At 68.1% G+C, this 17740-nt stretch carries 14 protein-coding genes; 7 read left to right on the top strand and 7 right to left on the bottom strand.

Features of this window, described 5'->3' with window-relative positions; all coding sequences use genetic code 11:
• The first annotated feature begins 48 nt into the window (after positions 1-48).
• From FGL91_RS05510 to FGL91_RS05535, 6 genes are read left to right on the top strand one after another with little or no spacing between them, the layout of a single operon-like run.
• Entirely contained in the window at positions 49-1212 is a 1164-nt protein-coding gene (locus tag FGL91_RS05510) for a C45 family autoproteolytic acyltransferase/hydolase (protein ID WP_153243299.1), read from the top strand.
• Between the two features lie 29 nt (positions 1213-1241).
• Entirely contained in the window at positions 1242-2888 is a 1647-nt protein-coding gene (locus FGL91_RS05515) for an ABC transporter substrate-binding protein (protein ID WP_153243300.1), read from the top strand.
• Positions 2889-2890: 2 nt separating this feature from the next.
• Complete coding sequence (locus tag FGL91_RS05520; protein ID WP_131492848.1) at positions 2891-3844, top strand: ABC transporter permease; 954 nt, start codon at positions 2891-2893, stop codon at positions 3842-3844.
• A complete protein-coding gene (locus FGL91_RS05525) occupies positions 3841-4689 on the top strand; it encodes an ABC transporter permease (RefSeq protein WP_131492847.1) in 849 nt (282 codons plus the stop codon). Before FGL91_RS05520 ends, FGL91_RS05525 begins: the two co-directional genes overlap by 4 nt.
• Positions 4690-4692: 3 nt before the next feature.
• The gene (locus tag FGL91_RS05530) at positions 4693-5487 is read left to right on the top strand and encodes an ABC transporter ATP-binding protein (RefSeq protein WP_153243301.1); all 795 of its coding nucleotides are present in this window, start codon (positions 4693-4695) and stop codon (positions 5485-5487) included.
• Positions 5484-6341 carry an ABC transporter ATP-binding protein gene (locus tag FGL91_RS05535; protein WP_153243302.1) on the top strand — a complete coding sequence of 286 codons (858 nt, stop codon included), beginning with the start codon at positions 5484-5486 and terminating at the stop codon, positions 6339-6341. Before FGL91_RS05530 ends, FGL91_RS05535 begins: the two co-directional genes overlap by 4 nt.
• Before the next feature lie 144 nt (positions 6342-6485).
• On the opposite strand, the gene FGL91_RS05540 is transcribed toward FGL91_RS05535, so the two are convergent.
• The 5 genes from FGL91_RS05540 to FGL91_RS05560 form a co-directional block, all read right to left on the bottom strand.
• Entirely contained in the window at positions 6486-7253 is a 768-nt protein-coding gene (locus FGL91_RS05540) for an ABC transporter permease (RefSeq protein WP_131492841.1), read from the bottom strand.
• Positions 7250-8026: an ABC transporter ATP-binding protein gene (locus tag FGL91_RS05545; RefSeq protein WP_131492839.1), complete on the bottom strand. Its 777-nt coding sequence runs from the start codon at positions 8024-8026 to the stop codon at positions 7250-7252. Before FGL91_RS05545 ends, FGL91_RS05540 begins: the two co-directional genes overlap by 4 nt.
• Positions 8023-8394 (bottom strand): DUF1048 domain-containing protein, encoded by a 372-nt coding sequence (locus tag FGL91_RS05550; protein ID WP_153243303.1) that lies wholly within the window; start codon positions 8392-8394, stop codon positions 8023-8025. Before FGL91_RS05550 ends, FGL91_RS05545 begins: the two co-directional genes overlap by 4 nt.
• Positions 8395-8396: 2 nt before the next feature.
• Positions 8397-8732 (bottom strand): PadR family transcriptional regulator, encoded by a 336-nt coding sequence (locus FGL91_RS05555; protein WP_153243304.1) that lies wholly within the window; start codon positions 8730-8732, stop codon positions 8397-8399.
• A 171-nt stretch (positions 8733-8903) separates the two neighbouring features.
• Positions 8904-9665 carry a LysM peptidoglycan-binding domain-containing protein gene (locus FGL91_RS05560; protein ID WP_153243305.1) on the bottom strand — a complete coding sequence of 254 codons (762 nt, stop codon included), beginning with the start codon at positions 9663-9665 and terminating at the stop codon, positions 8904-8906.
• Positions 9666-9911: 246 nt separating this feature from the next.
• Here FGL91_RS05560 and FGL91_RS05565 point away from each other — a divergent pair, with 246 nt between their 5' ends.
• The gene (locus tag FGL91_RS05565; RefSeq protein WP_153243306.1) at positions 9912-15110 is read left to right on the top strand and encodes a beta strand repeat-containing protein; all 5199 of its coding nucleotides are present in this window, start codon (positions 9912-9914) and stop codon (positions 15108-15110) included.
• Between the two features lie 84 nt (positions 15111-15194).
• On the opposite strand, the gene FGL91_RS19050 is transcribed toward FGL91_RS05565, so the two are convergent.
• A complete protein-coding gene (locus tag FGL91_RS19050; RefSeq protein WP_322619407.1) occupies positions 15195-16031 on the bottom strand; it encodes a helix-turn-helix transcriptional regulator in 837 nt (278 codons plus the stop codon).
• Positions 16032-16141: 110 nt separating this feature from the next.
• Entirely contained in the window at positions 16142-17710 is a 1569-nt protein-coding gene (locus FGL91_RS19055) for an AAA family ATPase (RefSeq protein ID WP_227991923.1), read from the bottom strand.
• Positions 17711-17740: the final 30 nt, after the last annotated feature.

Here is a 17740-nt window from a genome sequence, read left to right on the forward strand (position 1 = left end):
CAGGGTGCATCGACTTTCCGCAACAGACTCAGCAGACAGGGAGGTCCCATGCCGGCTACGACGCCGATCCGCATGATCGAGATCAGTGGAGCACCGCGCGAACGTGGGCGCCTCTACGGGGACGCCGCGGCTGACCTCATCGCAGGGTCGCTGGAGTACTACAGGGAAGCGTTGACCCAGCAGACGGGGATGAGCTGGGCCGAGATCACGGCGTCCGTCTCGCAGTGGCTTCCGATCAGCGAGCAGATCGCCCCGCATCTGATCGAGGAGATGCGCGGGATCGCCGAGGGAGCGGGCGTCTCCTTCGCCGAGATCCTCACCTTGAACGTGCGTGGGGAGTTCGTCTACGACCACCAGAGCCCCGCGAAAGGTGTGACCGCGGCGGCACGGGTCGACGATGACGAACGTGATGCGGTCGACGGGTGCACATCCTTCTTCCTGACTGGGGAGGGCAGCGGCACGGGGCACACCCTCGTCGGACAGAACTGGGATTGGCGCACGCGTACAGCGGGTACGACCCTCATCGTCCGCGTCGTGCAGGATCCGCTTCCCACGGTGATCATGCAGGTCGAGGCCGGTCAGGTGGGCCGCCACGGAGCCAACTCCGCGGGGATCTCGCTCAATGCCAATGGTCTCGGTGGAAGTTTCGGCAATGCGGTCGGAGTGCCGCAGACCTTGATCCGTCGACTCGTCCTCGACCAGGGCGATATCGCGAGTGCGCTCAGGACGCTCGTCAAGACGCGGCCCCATATCGCGAGCAACGCCCTGCTCGCCGACCGCAGCGGATTCGGCATCGATCTCGAGACCACGCCGAGCGGTGTGGATTGGATCTATCCCGAACGCGGTGTGATCGCCCACACCAACCACTTCCAAGCATCCGTGCCCCCGCAGCTCGCCGGGTCCTACCTCCCGGTATCCGCGGACTCGCTGCTCCGTCTGCCGCGTGTCGAGGCAGGACTCGCCAGGGTGGCGATGGCGGAGTCACCCGAGGAGAGTTACGCATTCGTCCGCGAGGCGATGTCGGATCACATCGGTTTCCCCGAAGGGGTCTGTACACATCCGCACCCTGACAGTCCTCCGGTGAAGCAGTGGTCGACGCTCCTCTCGAGCTGTGTCGATCTGACGACCGGTGAGTACCGCGTCGCGAACGGGTTCCCGTGCGAGACCGACTACGAGGTGCTGCCTTGGAATCTCTACGACCCCACCCACTGACAGACTGAAACACGAGGAGATAGCGTTCAATGAAGAAGCAGCATCACCCCATCACGCTGATGATCGGCGCGATCACAGCGTCGGCGTTCGTCCTGGCCGGTTGCAGCTCGAGCTCGGACGACGACGGTGGCGGCGACACCGCCTTCGACGTCCCGTTCGGCGCGACGACACCTGCCGCTGCCGGCTCACTCGATACCGTGACCTGGATGCTCGGAGGAGAGCCGACGACGCTCGACGCCGACATCGACGCCACCACCGCCGACGACACGGTCCTCGCGAATGTCTGCGATCGGCTCATGCAGGTGCAACCTGACCTCACCCTCGGGCAGGGGCTGGCATCAGACGCGCAGTGGACCGATGACACCCATCTCGTCTTCACCATCAGGCAGGACGCACTGTTCCATGACGGAAGCCCCGTGAGCACCGCCGACGTCTTGTGGAGCATGCAGCGACATTCCGCTGAGGGCGCTGCCGAATCCGACGAGTACCGGAATGTGGTCGCGATCGAACAGACCGGCGATGACCAGATCACCGTCACGACGTCGCAGCCGGACGCCATCCTCCTCCAGGCGATGGCGGGCGACGGCGGCATCGTCTGGAACCCGCGTGTGATCGAAGCCGAAGGGGAGGACTTCGGCAGCCCCGGTTCCGCTTCCGCCTGCAGTGGACCGTACGAGGTGACCTCGTGGGATGCGGGGTCGCAGCTCACCATCACCAAGTTCGCCGACTACTGGAACTCAGACGTCGACGCTCTCACGAACGAGATCGTCTTCCGCTGGGCCGATGAGACTGCGATCGCAAACTCGGTCACGACGGGCGAAGCCCAGGGGTCCTTCCTGGAGAACGCAGGTGCCGCGAGGAGCTTCATCGAGAGCGCAGACGTCTCCGTCTATCAAGGTCCCTCGACGAACGCCTGGGTGCTCGAGACGACAGATCGTGGCGCGCTGACGGATGAGCGCGTCCGTCAGGCGCTCTCGCTCGCTCTCGATCGCACCGGGGTGGCCGCTGCCGCTTTCGGCGGTCTCGCCCAGCCGTGGAAGACGCCGGTCGGATCGGGGGCCTGGGGATACCAGGTCGATACCTTCGAGCAGGCGTACGACGCACTCGAAGGAGCGCCCGCGAAGCCGAGCGATGCCGACCTCGCCGCCGCCGAAGACCTGATCTCCGAGGCAGGCGTCCCGTCCGCCCCGATCGTCGTCGCGTCCAACGGGTCGTCGACGCACAACGTCATCGCGAACGCGCTCGTGTCCGCCGCGCAGTCCATCGGGCTGGAGGCGGAGATCACGGTGATCCCCCAGGTGCAGTACGGCGACTTCTACTCCGACCCCGAATTGCGGGGTCAGGCGGACTTGTGGCCCGATGAGTACTACATCTCGAAGAACGACCCGCTCGGCTTCTACAAGAACGGCGCATCCGATGCGAGCGTGAACTTCGGCGTCTTCGCCGACCCGGAATACGATGCGCTGGTCGATGAAGGCTACGCGGCGACGGACGACGTCGAGCGCGCCGCGATCACGATCGAGTTGCAGAAGCGCTGGGTGGAGCACGCCGTGTGGATCCCGGTCGTGGCGACGCCGTCGACGCTCATCATGTCGAACGACGTCACCGGCGTACCGGCCTCTGCGGCCTTCATCTACTACCCGTGGGCCGTCGACCTCGGCAGCACGAAGGGGTAGTCGTGGTGGCGCTCGCGTTCCGCAAGCTCGCCGGCATGGTCTTCACGCTGGTGATCGCCTCCTTCATCATCTTCGCTGCGATGTACGCCGCGCCGGGTGATCCGGTCACGTTCCTCATCGGCAACCCCGAGAACCTGACCCCGGAGCGGATCGCGAGCGTCCGGGCCCAGTACCACCTCGACGAGCCGATGCTCGTTCAGTACGGGCACTGGGCCTCGGGAGTCCTCACCGGCGACTTCGGCCAGTCTTTCCAGTACCACCAGCCGGTGAGTGCGCTCCTTGCCGCGAGGGTGCCCATCACCCTGTCGCTCGTCGCGTACGCAGCCATCCTGCTCACAGTGATCGGCATCGGTCTCGGTGTCATGGCCGCCGTGCGCCGGGGGAAGGCGGTCGACACCGCTATCACCGGAGCAACGACCCTCGCCGCGAGCATCCCCTCCTTCGTGTTGGGCATTGCCTTCGTCGCGCTCTTCGCCGTGGAGCTGCGGTGGTTCCCGGTCGCCGGCGCAGGCACGGCGGGATTCGATCGCGTGTACGCGCTCACTCTTCCTGCGCTTACCCTCGCCGTCACCGCGCTCGCGATCGTGAGTCGTGTCACGCGCCAATCGATGATCGAGCAGTTCTCTTCCGAGCATGTCGAGGCTGCCCGCGCTTCGGGGCTGCGCGAACGGTATGTCGTGCGTGATCACGTCTTGCGCGCAGCCTGGGGGCCGATCATCACCATGATCGCGCTCGTCATCGCGAGCATGATCGCCGGAACGGTCGCAGTCGAGACGGTGTTCGGGATATCCGGCGTCGGCTCGCTCCTCGTCGATGCGATCAACACGCATGACTTCCCGGTGGTGCAAGCGGTGCTCCTCTTCATGGTCGTCGCCTACATGATCGTCACGACGATCGTCGACCTGCTCCTGCCCGTGCTCGACCCCCGAATCGGACGAAGGGCGGTGTCCGCATGACCTCGATCCTGCTCCCGCGGGTTCGCAGACGCCGGCGGTCCGGATCCGACCTCGGGTTCTGGATCTCCTGCGGCTTCCTCGCCCTCATCGCCGTCGCGGCCGCCTTCGCCCCACTCCTCGCCCCCTACGAGGCCGACAGTGTCGACTTCGCGGCGATTTGGGAAGGTCCGAGCGCACAGCACCTGCTCGGCACGGACCAACTCGGACGCGACCTCTTCTCCCGGTTGCTCATCGGGGCAGGCGAGACGCTGGTGGGCCCGGTGGTGCTGCTCGTGCTCGCCACCATCCTCGGTGTGGCGATCGGCGTATTGGCGGCATGGCGAGGGGGGTGGATCGATACCGTCCTGGCCCGCGTGACCGACGTGATGTTCGCGTTCCCCGGCCTGCTCTTCGTCGTGCTCGTCATCGCCGTGTTCGGCAAGGGTCCCGCAACAGCGATCGTTGCACTCGCGCTCGCCTATGCACCGGTGATCGCGAAGTACACGCGAAGCCTTGCGTTGAGCGAGATGACGCGTCCCTACATCGACGCCTACCGGGTTCAGGGGCTCGGCGGCTTGACGATCTGCCTGCGCGGAGTCATCCCGAACCTGCTGCCTCCGCTCGTCGGATACCTGGTCGTGCTCTTCGGGGAAGCTCTCATGAGCCTTGCGACGTTGAGTTTCCTCGGGTTCGGCGCGCAGCCTCCGAGTTCCGAATGGGGCCTGATGGTGCAGGAGGGGCAACCCGGCATCATCCAGGGAGAGTTCCTCCCGACGCTGGTGCCCGGTGCTGCCATCGCCATCGTCGTCATCGCGGTGAACGTCGCCGGGGTGCGTGTGGCCGACCGACTTCTTGCGAAGGGATGAGTGATGCTCCTCGAAATTCAGGACCTTGATCTCGCCTTCGGGCACGGTGAAGACGCGGTGAAGATCCTCACCGGCATCACCCTGAGTGTGGACCGCGGCGAACTCGTCGGGCTCGTGGGCGAGTCGGGCTCGGGAAAGTCGACGACGGTGCGCGCGGCCCTCGCCCTCTATGGCGAGGAAGCGACGATCGCGGGGAGTATCCGGATCGATGGAACACAGATGGTGGCCGCCGACGAAAGGACCCGACGACGGGTGCGCTCCGCATCCGTCTCGCTTGTGCAGCAGGACCCGCGTTCCGCACTCAACCCCGTGCGGCGCATCGGGGATTCGCTCTCCGAACGACTCGTCCGTGTCCGCGGGTGGCAGCGAAGCCGTGCGGAGGCGCACATCATCCAGCTCCTGGCCGCGGTGGGGCTGACTCACCCGGAGCGGCGCATGCGGCAGTTTCCGCACGAGCTCTCGGGCGGCATGCTTCAGCGCGTCGTCATCGCATCGGCGCTGAGCGCCGACCCTGCGCTCCTTCTCGCCGACGAGGCGACGAGCGCGCTCGACGTGACGACGCAAGCCGAGATCGTCGCCATCTTCCAGCGGCAGATCCGTGAACGTGGTCTCGGGATGCTCTTCATCACCCACGACCTGGCACTCGCGGGCGCGATCTGCGATCGGATCCATGTCCTTCGGCAGGGTGAGATCGTGGAGACGCTGACGAAACCCGGGCTCTTCGCGGATGCGGTCCACCCGTACACACTCTCGCTGATCGAAGCTGCCCCCGTGCTCGACACGAAGGAGCCGTCATGAGTCTGGTGGAAGTCTCTGATCTGTACCGGGCGTTCCGGATGGGTCCGGGAACAGAGCGCGTCGTCGCTGTCAACAACGTGAGTTTCGCCATCGACGCAGGTGAGGCGCTCGGTCTCGTCGGTGAATCGGGCTCGGGCAAGTCGACGATCGCCCGGATTCTCGTCGGTCTGGAGCGCGCCGACGCGGGGTCGGCGGTGATTGACGGTGTCGATCGCCTCCGCAGGCCGCGCGGCAGGGCTGAGCGCCTGGCGAGGGCTCGCGCAGTGCAGATGGTGTTCCAGGACCCGAACGGGTCGCTGGATCGCCGACTGACCGTGCGGCAGACGCTGCGGCGGACTCTGAGGCTGCGAGAGGAGGCAGCGGGTCCTCATGCCGACCGTACGATCGCGGAGCTGCTGGATCGGGTGCGACTCACCGAACGGCATGCCGACGCGAAGCCCCACGAGCTTTCGGGCGGTCAGCGACAGCGCGTTGCGATCGCACGGGCACTCGCGGTCTCTCCTCGTCTCGTCGTCCTCGACGAGGCCGTATCCGCACTCGATGTCTCCGTGCAGGCTCAGGTACTCGAACTCCTCGCCGAGATCCAGCGCGAGTCGAGGGTGAGCTACCTGTTCGTCAGTCACGATCTCGCTGTCGTCCGCGAACTCTGCTCCCGGGTTCTCGTGCTCTTCCGTGGCGCAGCCGTCGAACAGGGGGACACCGAGCGGGTTCTGACCCATCCCGAGCACCCCTATTCGCAACTCCTCATCGCTTCGACGCCCGGCCCGGGGTGGGATCCGGAGCGGGTCGTCCGCGACCGGATGACGTTCACGCAGCGCATGGAGGTCGTGGGCGGGGGCGAATCGGGCTCGTAGCCCTCATCGCGTCGAGGTCACGCCCTGCCCGACGCCCACACGCAGATGAAGGAGATCTCTTGATCTGAAGGACTCAGGGGTTCTGAGGGGCCTTCGAATCAAGAGATCTCCTTCATCTGGTGCGGGGCCAGATCTGGGAGAAGATCAGCTGACCTTCTTCCGGTAGGAGATGATCGCGAACACGTAGGCGACCACGAGGATGCCGACGCACCAGGCGAGGGCGACCCAGATGTCGTTGCCGACGGGCTGCTCGGCGAACAGCGCCTGGATGGTGTTGACGATCGAGGTGACCGGCTGGTTCTCGGCGAACCACTGCACCGGTGCCGGCATGGTGTCGGTCGGGACGAAGGCCGAGCTGATGAACGGGAGGAAGATCAGCGGGTACGAGAACGCGCTCGCCCCGTCGACCGTCTTGGCGTTCAGGCCCGCGATGATGGCGAGCCAGGTGAGCGCCAGGGTGAACAGCATCAGGATGCCGATGACGGCGAGCCAGGCCCAGAAGCTCGCCCCGGTGCGGAAGCCCATCACGAATCCGACGCCGAAGATGATCGCCAGGGTGATCGCATTCGCGGTCAGTGAGGTGAGCACGTGCGCCCACAGCACACTCGACCGGGCGATCGGCATGGAGTGGAAGCGCTCGAAGATCCCGCTCTGCATGTCGGTGAAGAGCCGGAATGCGGTGTAAGCGATCCCCGAGGCGATCGCGATGAGCAGGATGCCGGGGAGCAGGTAGTTCACGTAGTTCTCGGCGCCGGTGCTCTGCTGGAGCGCGCCGCCGAAGACGTACACGAACAGCAGCATCAGGGCGATCGGGGTGACCGCCGTGGTGATGATGGTGTCGGGACTGCGGAAGATGTGCCGCATGGAGCGGCCGGTGAGCGTCGCCGTGTCGGCCGTGAAGTGCATGGTCATGCTGCGTCCTCCTTCTGCGTGGACGAGGGGCCGATGAGGGTGAGGAAGATCTCCTCGAGGGTGGGCTGCTTCTCGACGTACTCGACCTTCGCGGCCGGCAGCAGGCGCTTCAGCCCGGCGAGGGTGTCGTTCGCGATGATGCGGCCCTCGTGCAGGATCGCGATGCGGTCGGCCAGTTGCTCCGCCTCATCGAGGTACTGCGTGGTGAGCAGCACGGTGGTTCCGGTGTTCGCGAGCTCCTTGATCACGTCCCACACCTCGATGCGGGCTTCGGGGTCGAGGCCGGTCGTCGGCTCGTCGAGGTAGATGACCTCGGGGTGCCCGACCAGGCTCATCGCGATGTCGAGCCGGCGACGCATGCCGCCCGAGTAGGTGCCGACCTTGCGGTTGCCGGCATCCGTCAGGCGGAAGGTCGCCAGCAGATCGTCGGCGACCTTCCCGGGGTCGGGCAGATGCCGCAGCTTCGCGACCAGCACCAGGTTCTCGCGTCCGGTGAGGATCTCGTCGACGGCGGCGAACTGTCCGGTCAGGCTGATGCGCTCCCGGACGCCGACCGGGTTCGCCGCCACGTCGATACCCTGCACGGTCGCCGTTCCGGCATCCGCCTTCAGCAGGGTGGAGAGGACACGCACCATCGTGGTCTTGCCGGCGCCGTTCGAGCCGAGGAGGGCGAAGATGCTGCCCTTCTCGACCTCGAAGTCGACCCCGCGCAGGACATGCAGATCCTTGTAGGACTTCTCGATACCGCGTACCGAGATGGCGGCGTTCGTCATGACTCGTTCTCCTTCTTCCTCGCGTCGTCGAACGCCTTGATGAGGCGCGCGCGCTCCTTGTCGATCCACTGGGTGCCGCCGTAGGCGCGGGCATACTCCTCGGCGTACTCGACGGGGTCGTCGCCCACGATCGCGCTGACGGGGGTGCCGTCGATGGCAGCGCGCTCCCACAGGTCCGCGAGGTCGAGGAACATGGTGACGATGGTGTCGCCGTCGGTGATGCCGCCGTAGTACAGGTAGTACCGGTACTGGGCGTTCGCCACCTCGCGGTACGGCGAGGGGAGGGCGTCGATGCGGGCCTTGGCCTGCTTGTACTGCTTCTTCTGCTCGAGCGATCCGGTGAGCGCTTCGATCCACTTCGCGGCCATGATCAGTTCTCCTCGTTCGTGTTGTTCAGTCGTTCGATGTGCGTGCGGAGGAAGTCCCAGGTCTTCCAGAACTCCCCGAGCTCCTGGTGGCCCTGCGCGTTCAGGGTGTACACCTTGCGGGGCGGCCCCTTCTCGCTCGGGACCTTCTCGACGTCGACGAGCTTCTTCTGCTCGATGCGCACCAGGAGTGCGTAGATCGTGCCCTCGGCGATGTCGGTGAACCCGTGGTCGCGGATGCGGGTCGTGATCTCGTATCCGTAGGCCGGCTGCTCGGCGAGGAGCGCCAGAACTATGCCCTCCAGAGTTCCCTTGAGCATCTCGGTCATCTGCTTGCCCATCAGGTCCTCCCTTCCTCTCTCGGTACTCAGTGTTGCTGGGTACCGGTACAAAGTAACACCGAGTACCGGTACTTAGCAACACCGAATACCAGGATCTTCCGAGAAGTTTCCTGAGGGTTTCCGGGCGCGCGGAAACGAGGGCTCGCCGAACGGCGGCGCGGAATCCCGCTGCTACGGGAACAGGCGGCGGAGCAGCGGAAGATCGTCGTCGCTCAACGCCTGGGTGATCACGGCTGCGGTCTCCGGGTGCATGTCCTTCTCGAGGCGCTTCCAGAGCCACCGGGCGGCACCCAGATCTGCCGTGGCGACAGCGGTCGAGAACGCCGCCACGCCGTCGTAGTAGGGGATGGTGGAGGAGCCGGGCTCGGCGTTGTACGGCCCGTAGATGTCAACGAACGGAAGCGTCGGATCCGGGCGCAGGTAGAGGGTGTCGCCCGGGCTGATCGGCTCGTTGCCGCGCACGTGGTTGAAGCTGGAGACCGTGACGTAGTCGACGCAGAATCGCTCGCCGATCGCGATGAGGCTGTCGCCGGCCTGCACCTCGTAGGAGAAGATCTCGCCGGCCGCATCCAGCGTGACGGGTCCGCTCGCCAGCTCCGACGCGCCCATCTCGACGAGCTCGCCCAGGAGCTTGGCGTGCATCGGAGAGCCGTCGTCCCGGTAGATGTTGATGAGCGCGTTGGTGGTGCAGTCACCGGGACCACCGGCGGGAACGCTGATGCCGTCGCCCAGGTCGACGAGTCCGCCCTGCTCGGTCTTCTCCGCGCGACTCGTCGGGGCCGTGGAGGGCTCGGCGGCGAAGCGCTCCGACACCCACGAGCCCGCGTCGACGACAGCCGGCGCGGCGCCGATCACGGCGGGAGCCGCTACGGCGACCAACCCCGCGATGGCGACGACGACGACCGCGGTCGTGATCTTGGTGGTGCGCTGCATCCCGACAGCATGGCATCCCTCCCCGCCGGAACGCGAGAGCCCGTGCGGAGGGAGCATGCCGTGCGCGGGGTGAAAAGGCGGGGTGAATTCTCCGCGATCGGCCGGAGCGGTCGTCGGGGGGCGGGCAGTCTGGCGGATGGCCCGAGCCGAGTTCGCCATGTCTGGATGGTGCTCGGCGGTCGCCTGAGGGGGCGGGGTTTCCGTGTGCGAACGCGCACCGGGGAAGCGATGAATGGGGAGTCTGTCATGGGGTTTCGTGTTGCCCGCAAGGACCACACAGCCGATGGCCTTCCGTCCGAGCGGCACAGCCGCTGGCGGGGCCGCGCGAAGAAGCTGATCGGAGGCGCCCTGAGCACGGCGCTGGTCGCCTCGTCGATGGTGTTCATCGGAGGCACGCTCACGGCGGCTCCCGCGATCGCGGCTGACCCGTTCCTCTGCACGCCGGGCGCCGTGTACGTGCAGAGCACGACCGAGGTGCGCGAGTTCATCGTGGACGAGCAGGGCGGCACACCGGGAAACGGCGGCACGCTCGGTTCCACCACCCTCGGCGTCGACCACTCCAACAATGCCCTCGGCATCTCCTCCAGCGGCCGCTACGCCTACACGGTCACCAATGCGGCCGGATCCAAGGTGCTGGCCAAGCATGACCGCGTGACCGACTCCACGAGCCGCACCACGTTCACGCTCAACTCCTCCGTGCTCCGAGGTGCCGTCCACCCGGTGACCGGCGTCTACTACTTCGCCAGCGGTACCGTCAGCGGCGCCATCAACCTCTACGCCTGGAACGAGAGCGTCACTCCGCAGGCCTACGTGCAGGTCGGCACGCTCCGCCCCACCGCCGGCAGCAGCGCGTTCGGCGCCAACGGCGACATGGCCTTCAGCGCCTCGGGCCAGCTCGTGCTCGTGGCCGACAATGTCATCTACTCGTCTGACCTTCCCACCTCGCTCGCGCCGAGCACCGCGACCATCGAGGCCAAGCAGGTCCACAACATGGGCGACGGGGTGCAGGGCAACGGCATCGCGTTCGGAAACCTCGGCCACATCTTCGTGTCGGTCTCCGGAGGCGGAAACCGCATCATCGAGGTCGACCTCCCCCGCGGGGTGACCGTCAACACCACCTCGATCGGAACCTTCGGGCCGACCGACATGGCCAGCTGCACCTTCCCGAACACCCTCACGCTGAAGAAGGACCTCCCCGAGGGGCGTCACGCCGCCACCGACCAGTTCGCCCTGCGTGTGCAGTCGCCGGCCGGCTATCAGGTCGCGCAGACGGACGCGACCACCCGCGGAGAGGCCACGGGGCTGCAGCCGGACTACGCCGGACCGGTGTTCACCAACCAGGGCGACACCTTCCGCCTCTCCGAGTCCGCATCCGGAACCACGGACAGCACCCGGTACGCCGAATCGCTCGACTGCGTGCAGGTCGAATCCGACGGCTCCACGTCTCCGGTCGCCGTGACCGCAGACGGCCGCGTCGTCCAGCCCGCCGGTGCGCTCGGCACCGACGTCACCTGCACGTTCACGAACGTACGTCTCGCACCCGACCTGGCGCTGCGCAAGACCTCCGACCCGGCCGACGGCGTCGCCGTGCAGGCGGGTCAGCGCATCACGTACACCGTCGAGGCGGAGAACACGGGCAACACGATCCTCGACCCCGTCCGCGTGAGCGACGACCTGTCCGGCGTGCTCGCGTTCGCCGAGTATCAGGGAGACGTCGCCACGGAGCTCGACGGCTCCCCCGTCGCATCCGGCGCCGCAACCATCACCGGTGACGACCTCGCCTGGACCGGCGCGCTCGAGCCCGGTCAGGTGCTCACCATCACGTATTCGGTGATCGTCGACGCCGATGTCGAAGGAGAGCGGATCGCCAACAGCGTCACCGCCTCCGGTACCCCTCCCGGCGGCTTGCCCCCGGTCGATCCTCCCGCGGTCACGACCGAGCACCCCGTGGCGGGCTACACCGTCGCCAAGAGCTCCAGTCCCGCTGCCGGCACCGTCGTGGAGCCGGGGCAGACCATCGAGTACACGGTGACCGGCACCAACACCGGTGCCACGGTGCTGAGTCCGGCCTCCCTCTCCGACGACCTGTCGGCCGTGTTCGCACACGCCGCCTACAACTCCGACGTCGCCACCGAGATCGACGGCGCACCCGTCGCCGCGGGCGCAGCGACCATCACGGGCGACGACCTCGCCTGGACCGGCACGCTCCAGCCCGGACAGACCGTGACGATCACGTACTCCGTGACCGTGGAGGCCGACACCTCGGGTGAGATCCTGAAGAACACCGTCAGCGGCACCGCGACGCCAACGACTCCGGACCCGAGTGACCCCGACGGACCGCAGGTGCCGGGCGAACCCATCGTCCCGCCCACGGTCACCACCGAGCACCCGGTGATCGGTTCGGGCTTCACGATCAGCAAGTCCGCCGACCCCGCCTCGGGCACCGCCGTCTCGGCCGGCGACACCGTGACCTACACGATCACCGGAACCAACACGGGTGACACCGACCTCGATCCGGCCCGGATCGTCGACGACCTGTCGGGTGTGCTCGATGACGCCGGCTACAACGACGACGTGACCGCCGACCGCGGCTCCGTCACCGTCAGCGGCGACACGCTCACCTGGACGGGCGATGTGCCCCGCGGCGAGTCCGTCACCATCCGCTACTCGGTGACCATCGATGCCGGAGTCCAGAAGGCGCTGCTGAACAACGTCGCCAGTGGCACGGCCACACCGCGGATCCCGGTCGACCCGGCCGACCCCGACGGTCCCACGACCCCGGGGACCCCGATCGTCCCGCCGCCCGCGGAGACGAACCACCCGGTCGTCGACACCGGCCTCGAGGTGACGAAGTCCGCGGACCCCGTCTCCGGCACCGCCGTGCGCGCGGGCGACACGATCACGTACACGATCTCCGGCGTCAACACGGGTAACGCGACCCTCGACCCCGCGTCCATCGTCGACGACCTGTCCGCCGTGCTCGCCCACGCTCAGTACGGCGGCGACGCGAGCGCATCGACCGGAGCCGTCGAGCTCGACGGCACGACGCTCACCTGGACCGGGGCACTCGCTCCCGGCGCCAGGGTCGACATCACCTACACGGTGACGGTCGACGCCGACGCGACCGGCGTGCTGCTGCGCAACACCGTCACGGGCGAGGGGAACCCCCTCATCCCGGCCGACCCGACCGACCCGGACAGCCCCACCACGCCCGGTACCCCGGTCACGACGCCGCCGTCGACGACGGAGCACCCGGTCGCCACCCCCGGCTTCACGGTCGCGAAGTCCGCCGACCCCGCATCGGGGACGCGTGTCGATCCCGGCAGCGTGATCACCTACACCGTCACGGGCACGAACACGGGTGACACCGTGCTCGACCCTGCATCGATCGCCGATGATCTGCGCGGCGCGCTTGCTCATGCCTCGTACAACGACGACGTGACCGCCACCCGCGGCGACGTCAGCGTGGTGGACGCCGCCCTCGACTGGAGCGGTGTGCTGCTCCCGGGCCAGGACGTCGTCATCACCTATTCCGTGACGGTCGACCCGACCGCCGGGGGTGAGACGATCGCGAACACGGCCACGGGCACGGCGACGCCACTCATCCCGACGGACCCGAGCGACCCGGACAGCCCCACCACGCCGGGCACGCCGATCACGCCGCCGCCGGCGACGACGGAGCACCCGGTCAACGAGCCCGGCTTCACCTTCGCCAAGACCGCCGACCCGGCTGCGGGCACAGCCGTGGATCCCGGTGATGTGCTGACCTACACGCTGACGGCCGTCAACACCGGTCAGACGGTGCTCGACCCGGTCGAGATCACGGATGACCTCTCGAAGGTGCTGCCGTACGCCTCGTACAACGACGACGCCGTGGCCGTGATCGGCGGGCTGCCCTCCGGTGCGGTGGCGGTCGACGGCGCGGAGCTCGACTGGTCCGGTGCGCTCGCCGTCGGTCAGACCGTGGTCATCACGTACTCGGTGACGGTCGGAGCCGACGGAGTGGGATCCGTGCTCGAGAACAGTGCGAGCGCGACGGCGACCCCGCCCGGAGGATCCGTCATCACCCCGCCGCCCGGCACCACGACGAACGCCGTGAACGTCCCCGGATTCTCGGTGTCGAAGAGCGCCGACCCGGTGGCGGGCACGGCGGTCGACCCCGGCAGCGTCATCACCTACACGGTGACCGGCGTGAACACCGGTGAGACGGTCCTCGATCCGGTCGCGATCGTGGACGACCTCTCCGGCGTCCTCGCCCACGCCGACTACAACGACGACGCGGCCGCCCTGATCGGCACGACCGCCTCGACCGCCCCGGTGGTCTCCGGCGACAGCCTGTCGTGGACGGGAGCCCTCCCGGTCGGCGAGACCGTCACGATCACGTACTCCGTGACCGTGCAGGCGGATGCCGGGGGAGCGATCCTCGAGAACTCGGCTTCGGGATCGGCGACCCCGCCCGGCGGTGTGCCTCCGATCGAGACGCCGCCGGCGACGACGGAGCACCCGGTCAACGAGCCCGGCTTCGAGCTCCGCAAGTCGGCAGACCCCGCGTCGGGAACCCGCGTCGATCCCGGCAGCGTCATCACCTACACGGTGACCGGCGTGAACACCGGAGAGACCGCGCTGGCGCCGGTGAGCATCAGCGACGACCTCTCGGGGGTCCTCGCCCACGCCGTCTACAACGACGACGCGACGGCGACCGTGATCGACGGATCCGCACCCGCTCCGGTCGTGGACGGTGACGAGCTCACCTGGGCGGGCGCGCTCGCGGTCGGTCAGCGCGTCACCATCACGTACTCGGTGACCGTGAACGGCGACGCAGGTGGTGCGACGATCGCGAACACGGTCGCGGGAACCGCCACCCCGCCCGGTGGCGGGGAGCTCACGCCGCCTCCGGTGACGACCGAGAACCCGGTCGGTACCCCGGGCTTCACGTTCGTCAAGACGGCCGATCCCGGTTCGGAGAAGGCCGTGGCCGCGGGAAGCGTGGTCACCTACCGGCTCGTCGGCACCAACACGGGGGAGACCGGGCTGGATGACGTCGTGATCACGGATGACCTCTCCCGAGTGCTGCGGCATGCCGACCTCCGACCCGGTGCGACCGCCGTCGTGGGCGACCGCGCGGTCGCGGCTCCCGCGGTGGACGGGAACCAGCTGCGTTGGAGCGGCAGCCTCGCCCAGGGTGAGAGCATCACGATCACGTACTCCGTGATCGTGCACGCCGACGCGGCAGGCGCGAAGCTGCACAACGTGGCTGTGGGGACGGCCACTCCTCCCGGCGGTGAGACGATCACGCCGCCGACGAGTTCGACCGATAACCCGGTGCTGACGCCGCTCGCGCTCACCGGCGGAATCCTGGCCCCGTGGGTGCTGGCTCTGGCGATCGCTCTGCTGCTCGGCGGTGCCGTGCTGCTGATCGTGCGCCGACGCCGCTCGCAGGCCTGACGCTCGTCGGGAGGGCCCCGTCTGTCGTGATGCGACGGGCGGGGCCTTCGGCGTGTGCAGTCGGCGGGTGGTTGGCGACGGCGCTCAGTCGGGCAGGAGGCCGTGACGGGCCGCCTGCTCCAACGCCTCGGAGCGATTGCCGGCGTCGAGCTTGCGGTAGATGCTGCGGAGCTGGGTCTTGAGGGTGTTCTGCGAGACGCGCAGATCAGCGGCGATCGTCGGCAGCGGCGCACCGGATGTCAGCGCGTGCAGCACCACCTGCTCACGGGGGGTCAGGCGAGGGCGGCTCGCGAAGGACGGCAGAGCGGATCGCCGGGGGAAGGTGGCGCGACCGGTCGGATCGAGGTCGGCGCGGACCGCACCGAAGTCCTCCGCGCCCAGAAGCACGAGCGGAGTGGTGAGGCCACGGTCCGCGAGCTGCGCGCTCAACGTCGCGCTCGACGGCTGCGCGGCGGCCGGGGACACCCGGCGCAGGGCGGCGCTGTGCACCGCCAGCGCTTCGGCGCGTTCTCGGGCCGTGGAGGGACGCAGGCGGGTCTGTCCCAGGAGTCGGACCACGTCAGCGGCCGCGCCGTCGATGAGAGCCAGACGTGCTCGCTTCACGACGGTGCCGAAACGATCGGACCCGGCATCGCGCTGGACGATGCTCTTCGCGGTGCCGACGTCGCCGAGGGCGAGGTGCAGCAGCACCCGCGGCCGGGAGAGCGCGTGGCGCACGTGGGCGGCGCTCGCCTCCCTCCCTCGGAGGCGCGCGAAAGACTCGAGGCGCTCCAGGCCCCCTGCTGCATCTCCCTCGTGCAGGGCGATCCACGCCTCCACGGAGGCCATCGTCGTCCAGTGCTCGCTCGTCGCTCGGTATGGCTCGAAGAAGCGGATGTGCTGCTTCGCCGCCGGGAGGTCGCCGTCCTCCACCGCGAGCATCGCACCGGCGATCCGGTAGAACGTGCTCTGGTAGCTGTCCAGGAGCTCCGGGTCCCACTCGCCGTCGCGCACGAGGGAGAAGTAGTGCCGCGCTTCGGGCAGGTCGCCGTTCAGGGCGTGGACACCCGCGAGGAGGCAGATGCCGTGGAAGCCGTTCGTGCTCCCGTGCGCCGCGGCGAGCGCCGTGGCCCGCTCCCAGACCTCGATGGCTTCGTCCAGCTGTCCGCCGTAGTACAGGGAGATGCCGATGTGCGTGCACATGAGTGGCACATCGCGGGCGTACTGCTGCCATTGCGATCCGGTGTCTCCTGGAACAGCGCCAGGGCTCGCGCGGCCATCTGGGCGGCCGGCTCCGGCCGCCCGATGGCACGCAGGGAGGCGCTCTCCGCCGCCCAGATGAAGATCCGCTCCGTGGCTGACAGGGTGGGCCGACGGGAGTTCGCCGCAGCCACCGCCATGCGCAGCAGTTGGAGCCCCCGCTGGCGTCGGAGCCTGCTGGGTTTGAGGCTCATCCCCAGCAGCATGGCCACGAGCGGCTCCTGCTTGAGTCGTGCCACAGGGACGTCGGCGAGCAGCTCCGCGACCGCGCGCCGATCGCGGTGGAGCAGGCGATTCCACCCGGACATCGTGACGTGTTTCGCGAGCCGTAGATCGTCGTCCTCCAGGGCGAGTCGCAGCCCTTCGAGGGGCATGTCGCGGCGAATCGCCCCTTCTGCCGCGAGGCGTCGGAGGTGCGCGACTTCGCCGGGGAAGGATCGGCGCAGCTCACGGCGCAGCATGCCGCGCGTCAGCGGGGTGAGGGCGAAGGTGTCGCGTCCATCGTCCGACCACCGACCGAAGCCGAACGTCTCGGCCTGGTCGAGGGCTTTCGCGATGTCGGGGTCACGCGTGAGTGCGACGGCCAAGGGGAGATCGACCGAATCGGTCACGCTGATGCGCAACAGTCCCTCGAGGGTCTGCGTGTCGAACGCGCACTCGGCGAGCCGGTCCTGCAGATAGTCCTCGATCACGGTCGTCGCAGCGCGAAGCGACTCGGCATCCGCTCCGGCTCCGCGGAGGGCCAGCGCACGGATGAGCGCGGGGAAGCCCGCGGTCGCCTCCCGGATCTCGCCGGCCATGTCGTCATCGACCCCGAGCGCGCGAGAGATCTCCTCGGTGTCGAACATGAGGTCCGACGGCGCGATGACCTTCGTGTCGATCACGAGATCCAGACCCTCGCTGTCGAAGGGGCTGGGGCGATTGGTGGCGACGATCAGCCGCGTGCGCGGGGTGGTGGCGATGGCGCGGCACAGGGCGAACACGCCTTCGCGGTCCACGGGGGCCGCGTCGTCGAGTACCACGACCAGAGGACCTTCCGCGTGGCGCAGGCGCGAGGTCACGGCAGGCCATCCATCCTCCGCGAGGTCGTGTGCGACGTCTGTGCGCGGCAGAGCTCGAAGCAGAGCGCGGGCGAGCGCCGCGCTGGGCGCGGTGGCGGGCGAGGCGGTGATCCAGACCACGCGCGATGCAGTGGCGGACGCCCACTCCACGAGGGCGGTCGTCTTGCCCGACCCGGACGCGGCACGGATGAGCGTCAGAGGTGTGTCGGTCTCGAGTGTGGCGGTCAGCCGCGGCCTACTGATCGCGTGCGCCGATACTCGCGGTACATGTCCATCCCCCTGCGCGACAAATGCCGACACCCCAACCTCCCCAGGTCCCCGCCTCTACGA

The sequence above is a fragment of the Microbacterium sp. CBA3102 genome (genome assembly GCF_007954505.1).
Lineage (GTDB): Bacteria > Actinomycetota > Actinomycetes > Actinomycetales > Microbacteriaceae > Microbacterium > Microbacterium aurugineum.

What these genes read in the sequence shown, in the direction of transcription:
- FGL91_RS05550 (WP_153243303.1), bottom strand. Translation starts at nt 8,394, where the DNA reads ATGGCCGCGAAGTGGATCGAAGCGCTCACCGGATCGCTCGAGCAGAAG.
- FGL91_RS19050 (WP_322619407.1), bottom strand. Translation starts at nt 16,031, where the DNA reads ATGCTCGCGGTGGAGGACGGCGACCTCCCGGCGGCGAAGCAGCACATC.
- FGL91_RS05510 (WP_153243299.1), top strand. Translation starts at nt 49, where the DNA reads ATGCCGGCTACGACGCCGATCCGCATGATCGAGATCAGTGGAGCACCG.
- FGL91_RS05530 (WP_153243301.1), top strand. Translation starts at nt 4,693, where the DNA reads ATGCTCCTCGAAATTCAGGACCTTGATCTCGCCTTCGGGCACGGTGAA.
- FGL91_RS05560 (WP_153243305.1), bottom strand. Translation starts at nt 9,665, where the DNA reads ATGCAGCGCACCACCAAGATCACGACCGCGGTCGTCGTCGTCGCCATC.
- FGL91_RS05515 (WP_153243300.1), top strand. Translation starts at nt 1,242, where the DNA reads ATGAAGAAGCAGCATCACCCCATCACGCTGATGATCGGCGCGATCACA.
- FGL91_RS05555 (WP_153243304.1), bottom strand. Translation starts at nt 8,732, where the DNA reads ATGGGCAAGCAGATGACCGAGATGCTCAAGGGAACTCTGGAGGGCATA.
- FGL91_RS05535 (WP_153243302.1), top strand. Translation starts at nt 5,484, where the DNA reads ATGAGTCTGGTGGAAGTCTCTGATCTGTACCGGGCGTTCCGGATGGGT.
- FGL91_RS05540 (WP_131492841.1), bottom strand. Translation starts at nt 7,253, where the DNA reads ATGACCATGCACTTCACGGCCGACACGGCGACGCTCACCGGCCGCTCC.
- FGL91_RS05545 (WP_131492839.1), bottom strand. Translation starts at nt 8,026, where the DNA reads ATGACGAACGCCGCCATCTCGGTACGCGGTATCGAGAAGTCCTACAAG.
- FGL91_RS05525 (WP_131492847.1), top strand. Translation starts at nt 3,841, where the DNA reads ATGACCTCGATCCTGCTCCCGCGGGTTCGCAGACGCCGGCGGTCCGGA.
- FGL91_RS05565 (WP_153243306.1), top strand. Translation starts at nt 9,912, where the DNA reads ATGGGGTTTCGTGTTGCCCGCAAGGACCACACAGCCGATGGCCTTCCG.